Below are 18069 nucleotides of genomic sequence, written 5' to 3' on the forward strand. Positions count from 1 at the left end.
CCATAGCAGCATGACATTTGCGGCCATTCTCAGCGCCAGCCGGGCGTCCAGCGATTCCTCTGCGGCATTGCGCGCCAGCTTGCATTTCGCGGGGCAGACGCTGGTCGAATATCAGGCGCGTCAGGCCGCCCGGGCGGGCGCGGATCGCATCATGATCCTGGTGAGCGTCATCACGCCCGCGCTATCCCAGGCCGTCGATCGGCTGAGCACTGACGGAATTGCCGTCGCCCTGGTCCGAGACATGGTCTCCATGGTTCGGGACGCACCGCGCGACAGCGACGTGCTGCTGGTAGCAGACGGCATCATCGTTGCGCAGGCGCATTTTGATGCGATAGCCGAGCGAGAGGGCAACGCTCTGCTGGTGACGGACGATAGCCGTGCGAGCGCCCCGCTGGAGCGAATCGACGCAGGTCAGCGCTGGGCGGGACTGGCGCGGATCAGTCCGGACCTGCTGTTCGGCACGCTGGACATGATCGGCGACTGGGATCTTTCGCTGACCCTGGTGCGCGCTGCCGTCCAGAATGGCGCGCGACGGGTCACTGTGCCGCAGGATGATCTGCTGACCGGCCGCGTCGCGCTGGTCGATGGCCAATCGCAGGCGGACTTGGTCGCCCAGGCGATGATGTCCACGGGATCGACCGCGAAGCGGACGCGGGGGCTGGCTGAACATGTCCTTCTATGTCCGGTCGCCCGGATGCTGAGCCCCGCGCTGATGCGTACGCAGGTTCCCGCGACACAGGTGCGCATCGCGGCGATGGCCCTGAGCGCGATTGGACTGGTGCCCATTGAACTGCTTTGGCCTGCCGCCGGCTTCCTCATGTTGTTTTTGGCATTGGGGCTGGCGGAAATAGCGGATCGGCTGGATGAACTGGCCTTGCGGTCTCCGCCCACCGGATGGGCAGCCTTCGTCGTGCCCTTGTTCGCAATTGGCGGGATATCGCTGGCAGGTGAGAGCGTCCTGGCGACCTGTCTGGCGCTGCTGTTGGCGATCGTGCAGTTCGCCGACCGCTGGCGCAAGACGGGTGGGGCGAGGCATTGGATGATCTTCACGCCCGCCAGCGCGGTTTTCCTGCTGCTGCTGACGGCGTTGTTCGGCGCGACCATGCTGGGTTACACGCTGGCGATGCTGGCCGTTATCGCGTCGGTTGGCGCAATCATCCTGCTCAAGCGTGCCTGAAATATTTTCGCCCTTAGGGTTTAGTGCATTTTAAGGACGTGCGGCTATGCTGGCCCGCATGAGCGCCTTTTCGTTCCTTACTGGACCGGCATCGGCGGATAGTTGGCCCACGGCTCCCGTCCTGGCCGGCATGTCCGCCGTTCCCATCGGCCATGCCATTGATCTGGCGTTTTTCTTCCCTAATGAAGGGCGCGAGCGTCACGACGCACTGATGGCGGAGACGCGCCGGCATCTGGGGGCATGCGTCACTGGGGTCGAGCGAGCATTGCGATTCGCACTGGACCAACAGCCAGAGATCATGGCTTTGCTGGGGTTACGGACGGAGGCTGTTTGCTGGCCCACCATTTGCGCTCAGCCGACGCTGCTGGGACCGGCGTTGCTCGCCCATATGCAGATGCGCGCCGGGGTGACGTTGCTGCTGCGTCAGTTTGGGCAACCTGATGACCGGCTCGACGAGGCGGAAGCGGAGATCATCCTGCCCACCAATGATGCCGCGGTAACAGAAGCGCTGGCTGCGCTCGCGGTGGCCGAGGGCCGCTGGCTGGCGGCGGGTGCGGAGGACGAGCCGATGCAGCCGGATCTTCCTGCCGAACATTTTGCCGAACTGATGTGGACGGCTGCTGCGTGCATGATGGCAGTGGTGCAGCGGTCCGCTCTGGTCGAGGGGGACGTGATCCTGCCCGTCTTTGAGAAAGCGGGTTGGGCCCTCCTGGCTGAGCATGATGAGACGCGCGGGCCGATTGCGGCCGCCGATCGGCTGGTGCGTCGGCTCGGCGAGCGCGCGGATGTGCCAGAGCTGCTGGGTGCGGCGCTCGGCCAGAGACGTTTCCTGCTGTTCGCAGCGCTCACAGCGCGGCGGCTGCGTATGGACAGTGCGCATGTCGCTGACATCTTGGTGATGGGGCCGGTGACGGAGCTTGCCGCTTTGTGCCGCTCTCTTGGCGGATCGGATGCGGATTACCGGCACCTGCTGCTGGCGCTGCGCCCAGTACGGCCATCGCTCACTGACGCAGCGATCATCCTGGAGGCCGAGCGTTATCAGGCGTTGACAGAGGCTCAAGCGGACGGTTTGGTAAATGCGTTGCGCGCACCCCGCGCGCTCCGCGCCAAACTCGATCATCTGCGGCAGGTCACCATCTGATGAATATGCCCGCGCATCCGACGGTCATTCGCGCCACGGTGGCGGCCAACGGGCTGCTGCTGAGCGCGGATGCGCCTTTGCTGGCCTTGCAGCGGGAGGCGGGCTCCGACGTTGGGGCAGTGCTGGCTGTGCCACAACTGGCAGCGATAGCGCGGCTGGCATCGCGGCTGAGCGTCACCGTTTCGCGGCCGGTCACCGCCGCTACCGAACGGGGCGACGTCGAAATGTGGGTGCGCGCGCGGCCGGAGGCTGATGGCGTGCAGCTTTCCGTCATTGAGTGGAATGAGCGGCCGGCAGCGGTCCTTCCGGTGGACGGGGTAAGGCGGGAAGCGGATATCGCTGCAATTGCGGAAGGCTGGAGCTGGCAAATCGACACGCAGCTTCGGTTTCAGATGGTCCTGGAAGGCGCGGGGCCAGAGAGCGCTCTGCCTGAAGTCCCGCCGGTGCCGGGGAGCCGTTTCACCAGTTATTTCGAACTTCGTCCTGACGAAGAGGGGGACTTGGCGATTCTGCGGGGCTTTGCGCAACGGCGTGCCTTTCGCGATCAGATCGCTACGCTGACGGCCTCATCCGAGCAATGCTTTCGCTTGTCCGGCTTTCCGATGTTCGATCTTGCCGGGCAGTTGCTAGGCTATCGGGGCAAGGCATTTCCGCTGGATCGTGCGATCCTCGCGCCACATGTTCCGGCAGCGCCTGCGGTCGTCATCTATCCAGCGGAATTTGGACGGCGGCTCGATCGTTCGCTACGCCAGCCATTGGGGCGCATCATTGCCAACGCCGATTCGATCAATGCCCAATTTGATGGGCCGCTGCGCCCCGACTATGCAGGCTATGCGTCCGATATCGCCGCGGCGGGACGGCATCTGATGGCGCTGATTGATGATCTGGCGGATTTGCAGGCTATCGATCGACTGGACTTCACCGTTGCCACCGAAGATGTGGACCTGGCCGACATCGGACGCCGCGCAGCCGGGCTCTTCGTGGTGAAGGCGATGGACCGCAACATTCGCATTCATGCGCCAGACCCAGGGCAATCGACCGTCGCGACCGGGGAGTTCAGGCGCGCGCTTCAGATTCTCATGAACCTGGTCGGCAACGCTGTTCGTTACGGGCCCGAGGACAGTGACGTGCGTATCGAGACGGGTAGGGGAGATGGGGCGGCTTGGATCGCCGTGATGGACCAAGGCGCAGGCGTTCCTGCAGACAGCCGAGAGCGCATCTTTCACAAATTCGAGCGATTGGGGCGCAGCGATCCGGGGGGAAGCGGCCTCGGCCTCTACATCTCGCGGCGATTGGCTTTGGCGATGGGCGGTGACATCCGGGTGGATGAAGCGCATGGCGGAGGGGCGCGGTTCACGCTTTCGCTTCCCACCAGCACCTAATTCCCCCCCAAAAAAACGGCGCCCGATTAGGCGCCGTTTTTCTTTATATAACCAGCGCTGTGAGTTAGCGCTTTTCGACCGGGATGAAGTCGCGCTGCGCGGGGCCGGTGTAGAGCTGGCGGGGACGGCCGATCTTCTGCGCTGGGTCCGAAATCATTTCGTTCCACTGCGCTACCCAGCCAACAGTCCGGGCGAGCGCGAAGAGCACGGTGAACATCTCGGTCGGGAAGCCGATGGCCGAAAGGATCACGCCCGAATAGAAATCGACATTCGGGTAGAGCTTCTTCTCGATGAAGTAAGGGTCGTTGAGGGCGATCTGCTCAAGTTCCTTGGCGACGTCGAACACCGGATCATTGACGCCCAACTTTTCGAGAACGTCTTTCGCGGTCTTCTGCATCACCGTCGCGCGCGGATCGTAATTTTTGTAAACGCGATGGCCAAAGCCCATCAGGCGGAACGGATCATCCTTGTTTTTAGCGCGGGCGATATATTCGGGAATGCGATCAACGGTGCCGATCTCGCGCAGCATGTTTAGCGCGGCTTCATTGGCGCCGCCATGAGCGGGCCCCCAGAGACAGGCGATGCCCGCTGCGATGCAAGCGAAGGGGTTCGCACCCGACGAACCAGCAAGGCGCACGGTCGAGGTCGAGGCGTTCTGCTCATGATCGGCGTGAAGGGTGAAAATCTTGTCCATCGCGTCCACGACGACTGGATCGATCACATATTCTTCCGCCGGGACCGAGAAGGTCATGTTCAGGAAGTTGGCGGTGTAGCTAAGGTCGTTGCGCGGATAGACGAAGGGCTGACCCACGGAATATTTATACGCCATTGCCGCAATCGTCGGCATCTTGGCGATCAACCGATGGCTGGCAATCTTGCGCTGTTCGGGATCGTTGATGTCGGTCGAGTCGTGATAGAAGGCCGACAGAGCACCGACGACGCCGCACATGATGGCCATCGGATGTGCGTCACGACGGAAACCGCGGTAGAAGGTGGTCAGTTGCTCATGCACCATGGTGTGGCGCGTGATCGTGTTGCTGAAATCCTCGAGTTCCTTTTTCGACGGCAGTTCGCCGTTGAGCAGGAGATAGCTGACTTCCATAAAGCTCGACTGCTCAGCGAGCTGATCGATGGGATAGCCGCGGTGCAGCAGGATGCCGGCGTCGCCATCGATATAAGTCAGGCCCGAATCGCAGCTTGCTGTGGAAGTAAAGCCGGGGTCGTAGGTGAACATGCCGGTGTTGGCATAGAGCTTACGAACGTCGATGACCTTGGGGCCGACTGAGCCGCTAAGGATGCCGTAATCCTTGGCATCGCCGCCCACCGTCAAAGTCGCATTATTGTCCGACATCTCGTTCTCCTCAATTGCCATCAGCCGGCGACACCTGTCTGGCATCGGCAAGCCGCTCCAAGCTCCTGCCTTTTCCAAGAAGGAAAAGGACATCAAAAATCCCCGGCGAAACCGTGCGACCGGTCAGCGCCGCGCGCAGCGGCTGGGCCACTTTGCCCAACCCCAGGCCGGCTTCCTCTGCCACGCGGCGGATCGCTTCCTCGATCGCTTCGACTGTCCAGGACTGGACGGAATCAAGAGCGTCGGCTGTCTTGCCCAGCAGCTCGCGCGCCGAGTCGTCTAGCAGAGCAAGGGCCTTCTCGTCAAAATCCAGCGGGCAATTTTTGAATAGAAACTCCGCGCCCTCCGCAATTTCGTTAAGGGTTTTCGCGCGGGGCTTCAGAGAGGGAATGGCTTTAATTAGAAGCGTTTCAGAGCCTTCTGGCAACGCTACGTCCAGGCGCTGCGCGACGCGCGGCATTACCAGTGCAGCTAGGCGGGCATCATCCGCTTCACGCAAATAATAGGCGTTGAGATTTTCCAGCTTCTTGATGTCGAAACGGGAAGGCGACCGACCGACCCCGGAAATGTCAAACAGCTCTATCGCGCGATCGCGAGAGATAGTCTCTTCGTCGCCATAACCCCAACCAAGGCGTAGCAGATAATTCAGCACCGCTTCGGGCAGCATGCCCATTTCGTCGCGATAGGCATCGACCCCAAGCGCGCCATGCCGCTTGGACAGCTTCGCGCCATCCGATCCGTGGATAAGAGGGATGTGAGCGTAAACCGGCTCTTCCCAACCCATGGCCTTAATGATGCCAAGCTGGCGGAAGGCATTGTTGAGATGATCATCGCCGCGGATCACATGAGTGACACCCATGTCCTGGTCATCGACTACAACGGCCAGCATGTAGGTAGGCGTACCGTCGGAACGGAGCAGGATCATGTCATCCAACTCCGCATTCTGGACGACAACGCGGCCCTGCACCGCATCTTCGATCACCGTTTCGCCGTCGCGCGGTGCCTTCAACCGGATAACGAAGGGCGCGCCTGCCGGTGCTTCGGAAGGGTCACGATCGCGCCAACGGCCATCATAGCGCATCGGCTGCTTGGCCGCGCGTTGCTGCTCGCGCAATTCGGCAAGCTCTTCGGGCGTCGCGTAGCAGCGATAGGCATGGCCACCCGCAAGCAGTTGGTTGGCGACTTCGGCATGGCGCTGCGACCGCTCAAATTGGAACACCGCAGGCTCGTCGCCGGCAAGGCCGAGCCATTCGAGACCGTCGAAGATTGCTGCCACGGCTTCGTCGGTAGAGCGCGCGCGATCGGTATCTTCGATCCGCAACAGGAACTTGCCGCCGTGATGTCGGGCGAATAACCAGTTGAACAAAGCGGTGCGTGCGCCGCCGATGTGAAGGAAGCCCGTGGGCGATGGCGCAAAACGGGTCACGATTTGCTTGTTCAAACCCGTTGCACTCACCGTCTTATTCCCCGACATCCGCCTTGCTCATTCATGAACGCGACGCCCCCTAGCATGGCTTTTGAGCCACGACAAACCTCCGTTGGCCGGAATATCGGGCAGGCGGTGCAGGCCCTTTTTGCGCGACTGGAACAGGGGCTGGAGGCAGAGCGCGAACAGTTGGGATTGTGGGTTCCGGTGGCGCTGGGGATAGGCATAGCCGCCTGGATTTCTCTGCCTAACAAGCTGGAATGGCTTGCTTTCTGCTGTAGCGCGGTTGCGATCACGAGTGCGGGTTGTCTCCTTCCTCTGGGAGCGCGGCTGCGCCAAATGGTAGTGCTGGGCGGGTTGCTCGCTTGCGGGGGCTGTCTGCTGATATGGGGAAAAGCGGCCATTTTCGGTACAGCCCCATTGCCCCGGCCCATCTTCATGGAGGTGACGGGGGAGGTCATATCTGCCGATGTGGTGCCAGCGCAGCAAATGAGTCGCGTGGCGGTTAGGCCGATCGATCCGTCCGGGCTGCCGGCGCTGATCCGCGTGAATATTGCGGCAACCGACATTCCTGCGGAGCTTGGACGGGGAGCCGTCATCCGATTCCGGGCGCGCCTAATGCCGCCCGCGCCGGCAAGTCTGCCGGGGGGCTATGATTTCGCTCGCCGCGCCTATTTCCAAGGCATTGGAGCCACCGGACGTGCATTGAAGCCGATTGTTGTTCTGCAGCCATCGGTAGAAGCGCCCCCGCTTCGCAATCGCCTGTTTGCGCATATATTGCAGAATGGCGAGGGCGAGGGGGCGGGAATCGCGGCTGCTTTGGCGACCGGAGACCAAGGTGCGATCACCGAAGCGGACGCGGAGGCTATGCGCCGCAGCGGCCTAGCGCATTTACTGTCTATCAGCGGCTTGCATGTCACTGCCCTGATTGGGGCAGTCGTTTTCCTGCTGATGCGGATCATGGCGCTTAATCGGCGGGCGGCGCTCGATTGGCCGTTGATGCTGATCGCTGCGGGCGGCGGCGCGCTGGCGGGCATTGGATACACGCTGCTAACCGGGGCGGAAGTGCCGACGGTCCGGTCCTGTGTGGCGGCGCTGCTGGTATTGGGAGGGCTCGCGCTTGGCCGCGAAGCGATAACGCTGCGGCTGATCGCTGCCGGCGCGCTATTGGTTCTATTGCTCTGGCCCGAGGCACTGGCCGGGCCGAGTTTTCAGATGAGCTTCGCCGCCGTGATCGCGATTGTTGCATTGAGCGAGCATCCGCGGTTTCGCGCCTTCGCAGCCCAGCGGGATGAAGGGACGGTCAAGCGCCTCGCGCGCTCCCTAGCCGTTTTGCTGCTGTCCGGGTTCGCCGTGGAGCTCGTGCTGGCCCCGATCGCGCTTTTTCACTTTCACAAGGCGGGAATGATGGGCGCTTTTGCTAATCTGATCGCCATTCCCCTGACCACTTTTGTCGTCATGCCATTCGAGGCGCTGGCCTTATTACTTGACCTTGTGGGATTTGGAGCGCCCGCATGGTGGCTAACTGGTCGGGCTATCGATCTACTGCTGTGGCTAGCGCACAGCGTCGCAGCGAGTCCGTGGGCGGTGGCGACTGCCCCTGTGGTGCCGAACGTCGTGTTCGGCATGATGGTTCTGGGGGGGCTCTGCTGCCTGTTGGGGCGGAGTCGCTGGCGATGGATCGGACTGGCGCCGGTTGCTGCAGGGATCCTGGTCATAGTGACGACTTCGCCGCCCGAGATATTGGTGACTGCCGATGGCCGTCATGTCGCGGTGCGAAGCGCAGAGGGCGGCATGGCCATCCTGCGCGAACGAGCGGGTGATTATGTCCGCGACATGATGGCGGAAAGCGCGGGGCATGAAGGGCCTCTGGCTGCCATGGCCGATTTGCCGGAGGCAAGTTGTTCGAAAGATCTATGCATGGTGGCTCTAACGGGCGGCGGCCGCATGTGGCGACTGCTGGTGACTCGAACCGGCGATTTGGTGCCACGAGAGACGCTCGCGCACGATTGCGCGCGTGCTGACATCGTGATCGCGGATCGCCGCCTTCCGCCTTGGTGCCGACCGCGCTGGTTGAAGGCGGACCGGCGGCTGCTGGCGCGGACAGGCGGGCTTGCCATTGACCTGGATGACGGGGAGGTGCGGACCGGAAAAGTCCCCGGCGACACACATCCCTGGATCATTCAGCCCTCCAGGCGACCGGCACGTCGCCCGTCAAATCAATTATAGCGGCGCAGCAGTCCTGCCAGCTTTCCCTGAATGCGCACTTGCCGCGTATCATAGATCTGCGGTTCGTAGGCGCTGTTGGCAGGGTCGAGCCGAACCTTGGGTCCTTGGCGATGGAAATATTTCAGCGTCGCATCGCTATCTTCAATAAGGGCGACGACGATCTGCCCCTCGCGCGCAACTTCGGTCCGTTGAATGAGAGCGAAATCACCATCAAGGATGCCAGCCTCGATCATGGAGTCACCAGACACCTCCAGCGCATAATGATCGCCTGCGCCGAGTAAAGCGGCAGGAACGGATAGCATATTCTGACCCTCTAGCGCCTCGATCGGAACACCCGCGGCGATCCTGCCATGGAGCGGTATGTCGATCACATCATTTGCAGCGAGGGGCGGCTTGGCGGCAAGCTGTGGCTTCGGCGGGGCGATCCCCTTCGGCGCGCGATGCATCGCTTCTGGAAGCTTGAGCACTTCGAGCGCGCGAGCGCGGTTAGGCAAGCGCCGAATAAAGCCGCGTTCTTCCAGTGCGTTGATTAACCGGTGGATGCCGGATTTAGACCGCAGGTCAAGCGCCTCCTTCATCTCTTCGAAGGAGGGCGATACGCCGCCTTCCTCCAGCCTGTTTTGAATGAAGCTGAGCAATTCCTGTTGCTTGGGCGTCAGCATGCCTGCTTGTCCTCCATGGAACGGATGGAGAACGCATAGGAAACGGAAGGGGGCGAGTCAAGCAACTTGCACGAACCGTAACGAAAGGAACGGACCTGCCGTCTGGCCGTTATCTGGCAGCCTTCCCAAAAGAGGGTGAATAGGAGAGTAAGATGGCGAACCAAAACGACCAGGACAGCAACCAGCGCCGCCAACAGGGTGGTGACCGCTCAAGTCAAGGCGGCCGTCAGCAACAGCAAGAAAACCGCCAAGGCCAGATGGGCGAAGGCAAGAAGGACAAGGGCGGTCACGACAAGCAGCAGCGTTGATCAGCGTCCGGTTTGTATCCGGGGGAGGGGCCGCTTTGCGGCCCCTTTCTCATGAGTTGAGCGGGAGAACGGTTACCTGGTCGCCAGCGGCTGCTGGCGGTGAGCCCGCAGGCCGAAGGATGAGACTGTCGGCCTGAGCCATGGCGGCGGTTGCTGCGCTGTCTTGCGAGGTGACTGCAATCATACCATCGTCGGTGTGAAAGGCGCGAAGATAATCGTCCCGTTCGCCACTGGCGGGCAAGGGGGCGGCCAGCGTCGCGCTGGCGATGCGGGGCAACGGATCGGCTGCTCCGGCCATATGCCGGACGAGCGGTAGAAGGAACAGGGTTGCGGTGACGAACGCCGAGACCGGATTGCCAGGCAAGCCAAGGAAAATGGCGTCGCGCAGTCTTCCCGCCATCAGCGGTTTTCCTGGCCGCATCCGGATTTTCCAGAACTCAAGATCGCCGCCCGCTGCTGCGAACGCGGGACGGACAAGATCATGGTCCCCGACGGATGCTCCGCCGGTTGAAACCATGATGTCGGCTTGGCTGGCATCCTCCAGCGCCCGTGTCATGGCATCGAGATCGTCGGGGATAATCCCGATGTCGAGGATGCTGCAACTCAGAGCGCCGAGCATCGCGGCAAGCATGGGAGCGTTGGAGCAGGGCAGGTGGCCCGGCGGCGTAGGCGCTCCTGGCGGGACCAGTTCATTGCCGGTGGATAGGAGAGCGATCCGAGGGCGAGTGCCGACCGGGAGCGCGCCGTGGCCCGCCAGGACGGCCAGGGCGATCTGCGCCGGGCCGAGAGCTGCACCTGAGTTTAGCAGCAATTGGTTATTGCGGAAATCCGAGGCGGCAGGCCGGACATTACGGCCTCTGGGGAGGGCTGGGCCGCGGGGGTGGACGAGGCCGTTCGAGAGGTCAGCATCTTCCTGAATGAGGATGGTGTCGGCGCCTGGCGGCAATGGTGCGCCGGTAAAGATGCGGCAGCTTTCGCCGGGCGCCAGGGACGGCGGAAGGGCACCGCCAGCCGTGCTTTCGGCTGTGACGCGCCAGGGGCCGGGCCATTCGGCGGCGCGGATCGCGTAGCCGTCCATCGCGGAGAGGTCTGCCCAAGGCTGATCCCGCAAGGAAAGGATATTTCGAGCGAGCCAGCGACCAGCACAGGCTGAGACGGGTAGCTCCTCGGCGGGGAGGCGGGGACCGAGGGCAAGCAGCCGGGCCTGGGCCTCCGCGACCGGCAGCAGGCTCATGCCGCGCGCCAGTCGCCCGACTTGCCGCCGGATTTGGCGAGAAGGCGCACGTCGCCGATGACCATGCCTTTATCCAGCGCCTTGGCCATGTCGTAGATGGTGAGCAGCGCTACCGAAGTGGCGGTGAGCGCTTCCATTTCTACACCCGTCTGTCCGGCCGTTCGGGCAGTCGCGGATACAGTGACCCCGGCGGCTTCAAGTGTGAAGTCGATGCTGACGGAGGTCAGCGCGATGGGGTGGCAGAGCGGAATGAGGTCGGCGGTCCGCTTAGCCGCCATGATCCCGGCAACGCGCGCAACGGCGAGGACGTCCCCTTTCTTGACCAACCCCTGGGCAATCGCGGCGGCGGCGTCCTCGGTCATTCGGATATGGCCAGTAGCAACGGCTTCGCGGGCTGTCACAGCCTTGGCCGAGACATCGACCATCCGGGCCGAGCCATCTTCGTCGAGATGGGTAAGGTTGCTCATGCGCCGGTAAGGAGAGCGCGCGTCGCGGCTTCGACGTCGGGCTGACGCATCAGGCTTTCGCCGACGAGGAAGCAGCGGACGCCATGTTCGGACATGGCGACCAGATCGGCATGGCTGCCAAGGCCGCTTTCGGCGACAAAAGTGCAGCCTTCGGGTGCTTGGCCGACCAACTCATAGGTGCGGGCGAAATCTACGCTGAAGTCGCGCAGGTCACGATTGTTGACGCCGATGAGGCGGGAACGAAGATTGAGCGCGCGCTCCAATTCATGGGCGTCGTGCACTTCGATGAGGGCGTCCATGCCAAGGCCCAACGCGGCGTCCTCGATTTCGGCCATCTGTCCGTCGTCAAGCCCGGCAACGATGATGAGGATGGCGTCTGCGCCGAGCGACCGGCTTTCCAGCACCTGCCAGGGATCGACCATGAAATCCTTGCGCAACACCGGCAGCGAGCAGGCGGACCGGGCCGCCATGAGATAATCATCATGGCCCTGGAAATAAGGTTCGTCGGTGAGGACCGAAAGGCAAGCTGCGCCAGCGGCGGCATAAGCTTGAGCATGGGCCGGAGGATCGAAATTTTCCCGGATCAGGCCCTTAGAAGGGCTCGCCTTCTTGACCTCCGCGATAAGGCCGAAGCCCGAGCGGGCGGCGCTGTCCAGCGCATGACGAAAGCCGCGCGGGGGCGTTTGTTCGGCGGCGCGGGCGTGCAGGGTCGAGACGGTGATCGCAGCTTTGCGTCGGGCCACGTCCTTGCGCTTCGTGTCGCAAATTTCGATGAGCTTGTTGGTCATTTATAGGCAATCCAGCAATTGAGCAGCGCGTTGGCAAGCCCGCGATCGATGGTTTCGGCCGCTTCTTCGACGCCTTCACGCAGATCGGTCACGGCGTCAGCCACCATGAGGGCGGCGGCTGCGTTCATCAGTACCGCGTCGCGATAGGGGCCTTCTTCTCCTTGAAGCATTGCGCGAAGGGCGGCGGCATTGTGAATGGGATCGCCGCCTCGGATGGCTTCGACGGGGTGAGTGGGGAGGCCAGCGTCGGCGGAAACTAGACGGCGCATCGCGATGATACCTTGGGCCGTCACTTCGGCAACGTCATTTCCACCGGCGAGAGACAGTTCGTCCAGTCCTTCGTCGCCCGATACGATCATCGCCCGATCGACGCCCAGATCGGCGAGCGCTTCGGCATAGATGGGCACATATGCGGGCCGGGCGATGCCGACCAGTTGGCGACGTACGCCTGCAGGATTGGCGAGCGGACCCATGAGGTTGAAGATAGTGCGCTGACCGATAGCCTTGCGGATCGGCCCGAAACGCTTGAGCGCCGGATGATGCTTTTGAGCGAATAAGAAGCAGATGCCGAGGTCTGCGAGGGTTTCTTCTGCGGTCTCGGCGGCGCGGTCGAGGTTGAGGCCGAGCGCTTCCAGCGTGTCGGCTGCGCCCGCCTTCGAGGAAGCCGCGCGGTTGCCATGCTTGGCTACGGGGATGCCCGCGGCTGCAACAACCAGCGATACGGCTGTGGAGACATTGAGCGTGTGGTGGCCGTCTCCGCCTGTTCCGCACACGTCGATCGCGCCAGCGGGGGCGGAGACCGGGATCATCCGAGCGCGCATGGCTCGGGCGGCGGCGGCTATCTCGATTGCGCTTTCGCCTCGCTGCGCCATTGCCACCAAGAAGTCGGCGATCTCCGCTTCTGGCAGGTCAGCGTCGAACAGCAGGTCGAAGGCGTGGGCGGCTTCGGCTGCGCTCAGCGGCGTCGTCGGATCGGGCAGGCGGGTCATCGCTTGTGCCTTAATCATTCTGCCGGGCTTGAGTCGAGGGATTCGACAGCTTCAGCCCCACCGAAGGAAAGCGCCTGGCTGCAAAGCTGCGGAGAGTCAGGCGGCGGCGCGCTGGCGGACGGGAATGCCGGCGATGCGCATGAAGTTGGCCAGCATCTCATGTCCATATTCCGTGGCGATGCTTTCCGGGTGGAACTGAACCGAGTGGATGGGCAGGCTTTGGTGACGAAAGGCCATGACCGATCCATCCTCACTGCTGGCGTTAACCACCAGGCTTTGCGGGATGTCCTCAACGATGAGTGAGTGGTAGCGGGTTGCGGTGAAGGGTGAGGGGATATCTTTGAACAGGCCCGTACCATCATGAGTGACGGGGGAGGTTTTCCCGTGCATGAGACCGCCGCGTACGACCTGGCCGCCGAAATGCTGGCCGATGGCTTGGTGACCTAGGCATACGCCCAGCAAAGGCGCGCCGGCGTCGGCGCAGGCTGCGACGAGATCGAGGCTGACGCCCGCCTCATTCGGCGTACAAGGACCGGGCGAGAGCAGGAAAGCGCTCGCCCCGCTGGAAAGCGCCTGGCCTGCGGAGATGGCGTCGTTGCGGACCACTTCGACTTCTGCCCCCAACTCCATCAGATAATGGACGAGGTTCCAGGTGAAGCTGTCGTAATTGTCGATGACGAGGATCATGGGAGGAAGGCTATAGTGCGCCAAGTGCGCTCGGCCAATGGGAATCGGCGCGCAGCTTCCTTGAACCTGCGCGATGCTGTTGCGTTGTCCACCCGTAATGAACGGAGACAGATGCGATGAAGCGCTATGCCTATGGCTGGATCACGGCCCTGTTTTTCCTGGTGTCGATTGGATTGCATTGGCTGTTTGGCTGGTGGGCCTATGTCGATGAAGCACAGACGCATAGACAGGTGCCGGAGCTGGCTTCCTACTTGGTTGAGATGGGGCGCGACACGTTCGAGAATTGGCAGTCCGAATTTCTGCAACTCATCTGGCAGGTCGTGGGCCTCGCCTATTTTCTTTACGTCGGATCGCCAGCTTCAAAGGAAAATGACGATCGGATGGAAGCCAAGATCGACGAGCTGTTGAAGATGGCTGGAGGAGACGATGCCGAGCGGCTGATCCGGAAAATCGACGATCGCTATCTGCGCGCAGGCGGCCATGCCAAGCCTCATGGTCATGACCTGGGCTATGAATGATGGAGCCTGGGGAACCGACACGCTCGTCAGCCGCTTCTTGATCATAGTTGTTCGTGAGGAGGACGGAAATGGCCAAAGCCGAGTTTACTGACGCGATCGCCTTGCTGAAAGCCGACCATCGTAAGGTGGAAGATCTGTTCGAGCAGTTCGAGAAAGCCAAGGCGGCAAACCGCAAGCGGGATATTGCGCATCAAATCTGCGTTGAACTTAAGATCCATACGATGATCGAGGAAGAGATTTTCTACCCAGCCTTCCGCGGCAAAATAGAGGATGATACGCTGGATGAAGCTTATGTCGAACATGATGGCGCCAAGGTACTGGTGAACGACATCGAGGGTGGATCGCCTGAGGATGATTTTTACGATGCCAAGGTCAGGGTCCTGTCCGAAGAGATCAAGCACCATGTGAAGGAAGAAGAACGTCAGTCCGACGGCATGTTCGCGCAGTGCCGTAAGACCGATGTCGATCTAGTGGCACTAAGGGACCGAATGTTGGCCCGCAAACAGGAGTTGATGGCGCAAGCCGCGGCTGGCGGACTACCGGTTGCGAAGCCCAAGGCGGTTCATCTGGTGGCTGCTTGACCCGAGAGGTTGAAAAAGCCGGCGCATTATCCCATATGCGTCGGTGCCGGGTTCGCCCGGCTATGGTGATAAATCGTATCGTGCAATAGGCGCAGCGGACCCGGGGGCAGTACCCGGCGGCTCCACCACATGTCCCGCTAGGCGGGGCGTCTGACGGGGCCGAACTAGGATCGACGTGTGTTGAAAAGCGATTGCTTTCACTCGGCCTGAGTACGCCGTAAAAAGGTTCAAAACTCACAAGTGCCAACGATAACGAGGCTCTTGCTCTTGCTGCGTAATTGATGGCCTCGCGGCCGGACATTACTCAAAAAGAACGCGGTTGAACCCACCGGGCAACAGAAGGGAATTCAGCGGCTTCCGGAGGAGCCGGGCAACAGAATCCTCCGGACCTTTTTGTATAAAAATTTGTTCGAAGCTTCTTCTGAAGCTGGCCGGTTTGCTCGCTCATGCTGCCTGCTAAAGAACGCCGTGAGGCTGTGACAGCTCGAGCAAGGAAAACGGTCTAAGATATTCAATTTGCAGCTTATGGCTTGGCATTGGCTATGGGAGCGCCGGGGACGGGGACGTAGTGGTTATGGCGCCTAGTCTTCATCTGCCGTCTAGTCATTGTGCGTTCATCAAATCCAAACGTCCCAGTCATATGGCGTGCCTAGCTGCGGCATTCGATGGCGACAGGGAGCGTTGTCCGATTAAAGAATCCCCTTCGCTCAGTATCCTATCACAAACGGGCAGCAGCCTGAGGCAGAGACGAAATGGCTAAGATAAACCGTTTCACTGCCGGTTTCATGGCGGGCTGCTGCGTCTTTGACCGTCGCATTATGATCGGCTTGGCTGTTGATGAAGTTTCGGTCTGCACGTGCAGGGCTTCTGCGTGGGGATTCGCTCACCCGTCTGCCCTGTGGTAAAGCGTCGGGCCGGCAGGCGGAGATGGCCAACGTGAAGCAGGAAGTTGAGCTGAAACTGGAACTGCCGTCAAAGGCGATCGAGGCGTTCGAGCGATCCGGGCTCTTGCCTGACGAGGGAGCCCGGGCCGAACTGCAGGCCGTCTATTTTGATACGCCTGACCGGCAACTTAAGGCCAAGGGCTATACGTTGCGTATCCGCCGGTCGGGGAATGAGCGCATTCAGACCGTGAAGGCTGATGATGGGCAGGGCGGGGGTGGGCTGTTTGCGCGAGCTGAGTGGGAAATGCCGGTCGCGCAGGATGAGCCGGTCATAGACACGCGAACGCCGATAGCGGCAGCGCTGGGCGAAGCGGCGGACATGATCGCGCCTGCGTTCCATGTGGACGTCGAGCGGCGGACTTGGTTGATTGCTGAAGGTCAAACGGAAATCGAATTGGTGCTTGACATAGGCATGGTAAGCGCTGGCGAACGGCAAGCGCCGATTTGCGAGATCGAGTTGGAAAGCAAGGCGGGCGGGCCTGCCGCGCTCTTCTCGCTGGCGCGGCAGATAGAGGCGCTGGTGCCGGTTCGGCTAGGCGTCGCCGCCAAGTCCGAACGCGGCTATCGGCTGTTGGCGGACGCGACTTCATCTTTCAAGGCGGAGCCGGTTAGCCTGAAGACGGGCAACCGGGCGGAAGAGGCTTTCCAAACTATCGTCCGCGCCTGTGTGCGGCATTATCGGTTGAACGAAGGATTGTTGCTCGACCATTATGAGCCGCTGGCGCTGCATCAAGCGAGGGTCGCTGTGCGGCGGCTGCGATCGGCGCTAACGCTGTTCAAGCCGATGCTGGCCGAGGCGGACGTTTCACGGTTCCAAGCTGAGTTGCGCTGGCTTGCGAAGCTGCTGGGCGAGGCGCGGGACCTGGATGTGCTGGTGGATCGAACGGAGCCAGGAGAACTGCAGGACCGTATCGATGCGGCGCGGAGGGTGGCACATGCCAAGGTGATCGATGCACTGGAATCGCAGCGTGTGTGCGGCATGATGATCGATATTGTCGAGTGGCTGACACTAGGCGCCGGAAAGGTGGCTCCCGACGCCGAGCGGCTGCGCGATGAGCCGGCGGAGCTGTTTGCGGCTCGCCAGTTGCAGCGTTTCCATCGCTGGGTAGTGAGACATGGCCGCAGGATGACGAAGCTGGACGATGAGCGGCGTCACGAAGTCCGCAAGAAGGCAAAGAAGCTACGTTATGCCTCGGAGTTTTTCGCCGGTCTTTTCATCGGCACGAAAAAAGAGCGGCGGTGGCATGGCCGCTATATCGAGGCGTTGGAAGTGCTGCAGGATGATTTGGGCGCACTTAACGATCTGGTCAGCACAGCCGGTCTCTTGTCGAAACACGGCCTGTCGGGCGATCCTGGCGCGGTGAAAGGCGGCGGGAGCAAAAAGAAGCTGATTGCCGTTGCGGCAGGCGCTCATGAGGAACTGGCGGACGCCAAGCCTTTTTGGTGCTGACCATCAGGCCCAGCGGCGCTCGCGATACCATTTGGTGATGATGTGCTTGACGCCGCTGCGCACCTTCATGCCGTGATGCAGACTGGCTCCATTATATTTGCCGGGCTCCAGGCGATTATTCCAGGCGAGCAGCTTGCCGGTTTCAGGCTGAACCGTCTTGCCGATTTTGACGAAGCGCGTGGCACCGCCGGCCGCAGGTTGGTTGAGATAGATCATCAGCGTCCAAGTGCGGTTGCCCGCCACCGCGCAATAGCGTTCGAAGTCGATGCCGCAGGGCTCGAAATAGTCTGTATGAGCTTTGAATTCCTGACCAACGGCATAACATTGCCCCTGGATCGGCTCTCCATAAACAGGATCGATACCGGCGAAAGCTGCGAGCTTTTCGTCGATGGCGGCGATGAAGTGGTCGGCGCGATCCAGATCACAGGTTTCGCTGGTGCGAAATCCCGTGTCGCCATTGGTGTCTGCGATGGTCGAGGGGCGACGGCTCGCTTCAATGCGATCGATCAAGCCCGCGCATTCTTCCGGGCTGAGGAAGTTGCGCCGGATGAACAGCGTCAGATCACGGCTAGGCACGCGTTGAATTTGGGGATGGGCAGCGATCCAGGCGGGGTCGGCATCGGCCCCCTGAGGGATGGGTCGGTGTGACATAATGGGCCCCGAGGCGAAAAGTCGTCCTCTTGCTATCGCTCGACGCTCGAATTGCAAGCGTCGTCGCTTGCGAATTGCCGCTGT

General features: G+C 61.6%; 17 protein-coding genes and 1 other RNA gene. 9 read left to right on the plus strand and 9 right to left on the minus strand.

Annotation, left to right across the window (positions count from 1 at the left end):
* The first annotated feature begins 10 nt into the window (after positions 1-10).
* From EP837_RS11950 to EP837_RS11960, 3 genes are read left to right on the plus strand one after another with little or no spacing between them, the layout of a single operon-like run.
* The gene (locus EP837_RS11950; protein ID WP_066527842.1) at positions 11-1177 is read left to right on the plus strand and encodes a hypothetical protein; all 1167 of its coding nucleotides are present in this window, start codon (positions 11-13) and stop codon (positions 1175-1177) included.
* A 58-nt stretch (positions 1178-1235) separates the two neighbouring features.
* A complete protein-coding gene (locus tag EP837_RS11955; protein WP_066529346.1) occupies positions 1236-2318 on the plus strand; it encodes a DUF2336 domain-containing protein in 1083 nt (360 codons plus the stop codon).
* Entirely contained in the window at positions 2318-3700 is a 1383-nt protein-coding gene (locus EP837_RS11960) for a sensor histidine kinase (protein ID WP_066527844.1), read from the plus strand. Before EP837_RS11955 ends, EP837_RS11960 begins: the two co-directional genes overlap by 1 nt.
* Positions 3701-3764: 64 nt before the next feature.
* Here the strand turns inward: EP837_RS11960 and EP837_RS11965 are convergent, their stop codons facing one another.
* The gene (locus EP837_RS11965; RefSeq protein ID WP_066529348.1) at positions 3765-5051 is read right to left on the minus strand and encodes a citrate synthase; all 1287 of its coding nucleotides are present in this window, start codon (positions 5049-5051) and stop codon (positions 3765-3767) included.
* Between the two features lie 10 nt (positions 5052-5061).
* A complete protein-coding gene (gltX, locus tag EP837_RS11970; protein ID WP_197486276.1) occupies positions 5062-6525 on the minus strand; it encodes a glutamate--tRNA ligase in 1464 nt (487 codons plus the stop codon).
* A 36-nt stretch (positions 6526-6561) separates the two neighbouring features.
* On the opposite strand from gltX, the gene EP837_RS11975 reads away from it, so the two are divergent.
* Positions 6562-8706, plus strand: a complete 2145-nt coding sequence (locus EP837_RS11975; protein ID WP_082919626.1) for a ComEC/Rec2 family competence protein — start codon at positions 6562-6564, stop codon at positions 8704-8706.
* Here EP837_RS11975 and lexA read toward each other — a convergent pair.
* Positions 8697-9368 carry a transcriptional repressor LexA gene (lexA, locus tag EP837_RS11980; protein WP_066527846.1) on the minus strand — a complete coding sequence of 224 codons (672 nt, stop codon included), beginning with the start codon at positions 9366-9368 and terminating at the stop codon, positions 8697-8699. The two genes, EP837_RS11975 and lexA, sit on opposite strands and share 10 nt — an antisense overlap.
* 152 nt (positions 9369-9520) lie before the next feature.
* Between lexA and EP837_RS21340 the strand changes: the two genes are divergently transcribed.
* A complete protein-coding gene (locus tag EP837_RS21340) occupies positions 9521-9676 on the plus strand; it encodes a hypothetical protein (RefSeq protein WP_197486277.1) in 156 nt (51 codons plus the stop codon).
* Positions 9677-9725: 49 nt separating this feature from the next.
* Here the strand turns inward: EP837_RS21340 and EP837_RS11985 are convergent, their stop codons facing one another.
* The 5 genes from EP837_RS11985 to EP837_RS12005 all read right to left on the minus strand — a co-directional run bounded on the left by EP837_RS11985 (position 9726) and on the right by EP837_RS12005 (position 13841).
* On the minus strand, positions 9726-10910 hold the full coding sequence (locus tag EP837_RS11985) for a molybdopterin molybdotransferase MoeA (RefSeq protein ID WP_066527849.1): 1185 nt from the start codon (positions 10908-10910) through the stop codon (positions 9726-9728).
* A complete protein-coding gene (moaC, locus tag EP837_RS11990; RefSeq protein WP_066527850.1) occupies positions 10907-11377 on the minus strand; it encodes a cyclic pyranopterin monophosphate synthase MoaC in 471 nt (156 codons plus the stop codon). The genes EP837_RS11985 and moaC overlap by 4 nt, the downstream gene beginning before the upstream one ends.
* The gene (trpC, locus tag EP837_RS11995; RefSeq protein WP_066527851.1) at positions 11374-12165 is read right to left on the minus strand and encodes an indole-3-glycerol phosphate synthase TrpC; all 792 of its coding nucleotides are present in this window, start codon (positions 12163-12165) and stop codon (positions 11374-11376) included. The genes moaC and trpC overlap by 4 nt, the downstream gene beginning before the upstream one ends.
* Positions 12162-13154, minus strand: coding sequence for an anthranilate phosphoribosyltransferase (trpD, locus tag EP837_RS12000; protein ID WP_066529354.1), 993 nt, complete (start codon positions 13152-13154; stop codon positions 12162-12164). The genes trpC and trpD overlap by 4 nt, the downstream gene beginning before the upstream one ends.
* A gap of 96 nt (positions 13155-13250) precedes the next feature.
* On the minus strand, positions 13251-13841 hold the full coding sequence (locus tag EP837_RS12005) for an anthranilate synthase component II (protein WP_066527853.1): 591 nt from the start codon (positions 13839-13841) through the stop codon (positions 13251-13253).
* Positions 13842-13957: 116 nt separating this feature from the next.
* Between EP837_RS12005 and EP837_RS12010 the strand changes: the two genes are divergently transcribed.
* From EP837_RS12010 to EP837_RS12025, 4 genes are all read left to right on the plus strand, one after another.
* The gene (locus EP837_RS12010; RefSeq protein ID WP_066527855.1) at positions 13958-14359 is read left to right on the plus strand and encodes a DUF6766 family protein; all 402 of its coding nucleotides are present in this window, start codon (positions 13958-13960) and stop codon (positions 14357-14359) included.
* A 68-nt stretch (positions 14360-14427) separates the two neighbouring features.
* On the plus strand, positions 14428-14940 hold the full coding sequence (locus EP837_RS12015) for a hemerythrin domain-containing protein (RefSeq protein ID WP_066527859.1): 513 nt from the start codon (positions 14428-14430) through the stop codon (positions 14938-14940).
* Positions 14941-14945: 5 nt separating this feature from the next.
* Positions 14946-15290: a transfer-messenger RNA gene (gene ssrA / locus EP837_RS12020) on the plus strand.
* A gap of 577 nt (positions 15291-15867) precedes the next feature.
* Complete coding sequence (locus EP837_RS12025; protein ID WP_066529356.1) at positions 15868-17334, plus strand: CYTH and CHAD domain-containing protein; 1467 nt, start codon at positions 15868-15870, stop codon at positions 17332-17334.
* Between the two features lie 3 nt (positions 17335-17337).
* On the opposite strand, the gene EP837_RS12030 is transcribed toward EP837_RS12025, so the two are convergent.
* Positions 17338-17985 carry a prolyl hydroxylase family protein gene (locus EP837_RS12030; RefSeq protein WP_066527861.1) on the minus strand — a complete coding sequence of 216 codons (648 nt, stop codon included), beginning with the start codon at positions 17983-17985 and terminating at the stop codon, positions 17338-17340.
* Between the last annotated feature and the right edge of the window lie 84 nt (positions 17986-18069).

This window comes from Sphingobium sp. EP60837 (assembly GCF_001658005.1).
Classification (GTDB): Bacteria; Pseudomonadota; Alphaproteobacteria; order Sphingomonadales; family Sphingomonadaceae; genus Sphingobium; species Sphingobium tyrosinilyticum.

What these genes read in the sequence shown, in the direction of transcription:
- EP837_RS11950 (WP_066527842.1), top strand. Translation starts at nt 11, where the DNA reads ATGACATTTGCGGCCATTCTCAGCGCCAGCCGGGCGTCCAGCGATTCC.
- EP837_RS11955 (WP_066529346.1), top strand. Translation starts at nt 1,236, where the DNA reads ATGAGCGCCTTTTCGTTCCTTACTGGACCGGCATCGGCGGATAGTTGG.
- EP837_RS11960 (WP_066527844.1), top strand. Translation starts at nt 2,318, where the DNA reads ATGAATATGCCCGCGCATCCGACGGTCATTCGCGCCACGGTGGCGGCC.
- EP837_RS11965 (WP_066529348.1), bottom strand. Translation starts at nt 5,051, where the DNA reads ATGTCGGACAATAATGCGACTTTGACGGTGGGCGGCGATGCCAAGGAT.
- gltX (WP_197486276.1), bottom strand. Translation starts at nt 6,525, where the DNA reads ATGTCGGGGAATAAGACGGTGAGTGCAACGGGTTTGAACAAGCAAATC.
- EP837_RS11975 (WP_082919626.1), top strand. Translation starts at nt 6,562, where the DNA reads ATGGCTTTTGAGCCACGACAAACCTCCGTTGGCCGGAATATCGGGCAG.
- lexA (WP_066527846.1), bottom strand. Translation starts at nt 9,368, where the DNA reads ATGCTGACGCCCAAGCAACAGGAATTGCTCAGCTTCATTCAAAACAGG.
- EP837_RS21340 (WP_197486277.1), top strand. Translation starts at nt 9,521, where the DNA reads ATGGCGAACCAAAACGACCAGGACAGCAACCAGCGCCGCCAACAGGGT.
- EP837_RS11985 (WP_066527849.1), bottom strand. Translation starts at nt 10,910, where the DNA reads ATGAGCCTGCTGCCGGTCGCGGAGGCCCAGGCCCGGCTGCTTGCCCTC.
- moaC (WP_066527850.1), bottom strand. Translation starts at nt 11,377, where the DNA reads ATGAGCAACCTTACCCATCTCGACGAAGATGGCTCGGCCCGGATGGTC.
- trpC (WP_066527851.1), bottom strand. Translation starts at nt 12,165, where the DNA reads ATGACCAACAAGCTCATCGAAATTTGCGACACGAAGCGCAAGGACGTG.
- trpD (WP_066529354.1), bottom strand. Translation starts at nt 13,154, where the DNA reads ATGACCCGCCTGCCCGATCCGACGACGCCGCTGAGCGCAGCCGAAGCC.
- EP837_RS12005 (WP_066527853.1), bottom strand. Translation starts at nt 13,841, where the DNA reads ATGATCCTCGTCATCGACAATTACGACAGCTTCACCTGGAACCTCGTC.
- EP837_RS12010 (WP_066527855.1), top strand. Translation starts at nt 13,958, where the DNA reads ATGAAGCGCTATGCCTATGGCTGGATCACGGCCCTGTTTTTCCTGGTG.
- EP837_RS12015 (WP_066527859.1), top strand. Translation starts at nt 14,428, where the DNA reads ATGGCCAAAGCCGAGTTTACTGACGCGATCGCCTTGCTGAAAGCCGAC.
- EP837_RS12025 (WP_066529356.1), top strand. Translation starts at nt 15,868, where the DNA reads ATGGCCAACGTGAAGCAGGAAGTTGAGCTGAAACTGGAACTGCCGTCA.
- EP837_RS12030 (WP_066527861.1), bottom strand. Translation starts at nt 17,985, where the DNA reads ATGTCACACCGACCCATCCCTCAGGGGGCCGATGCCGACCCCGCCTGG.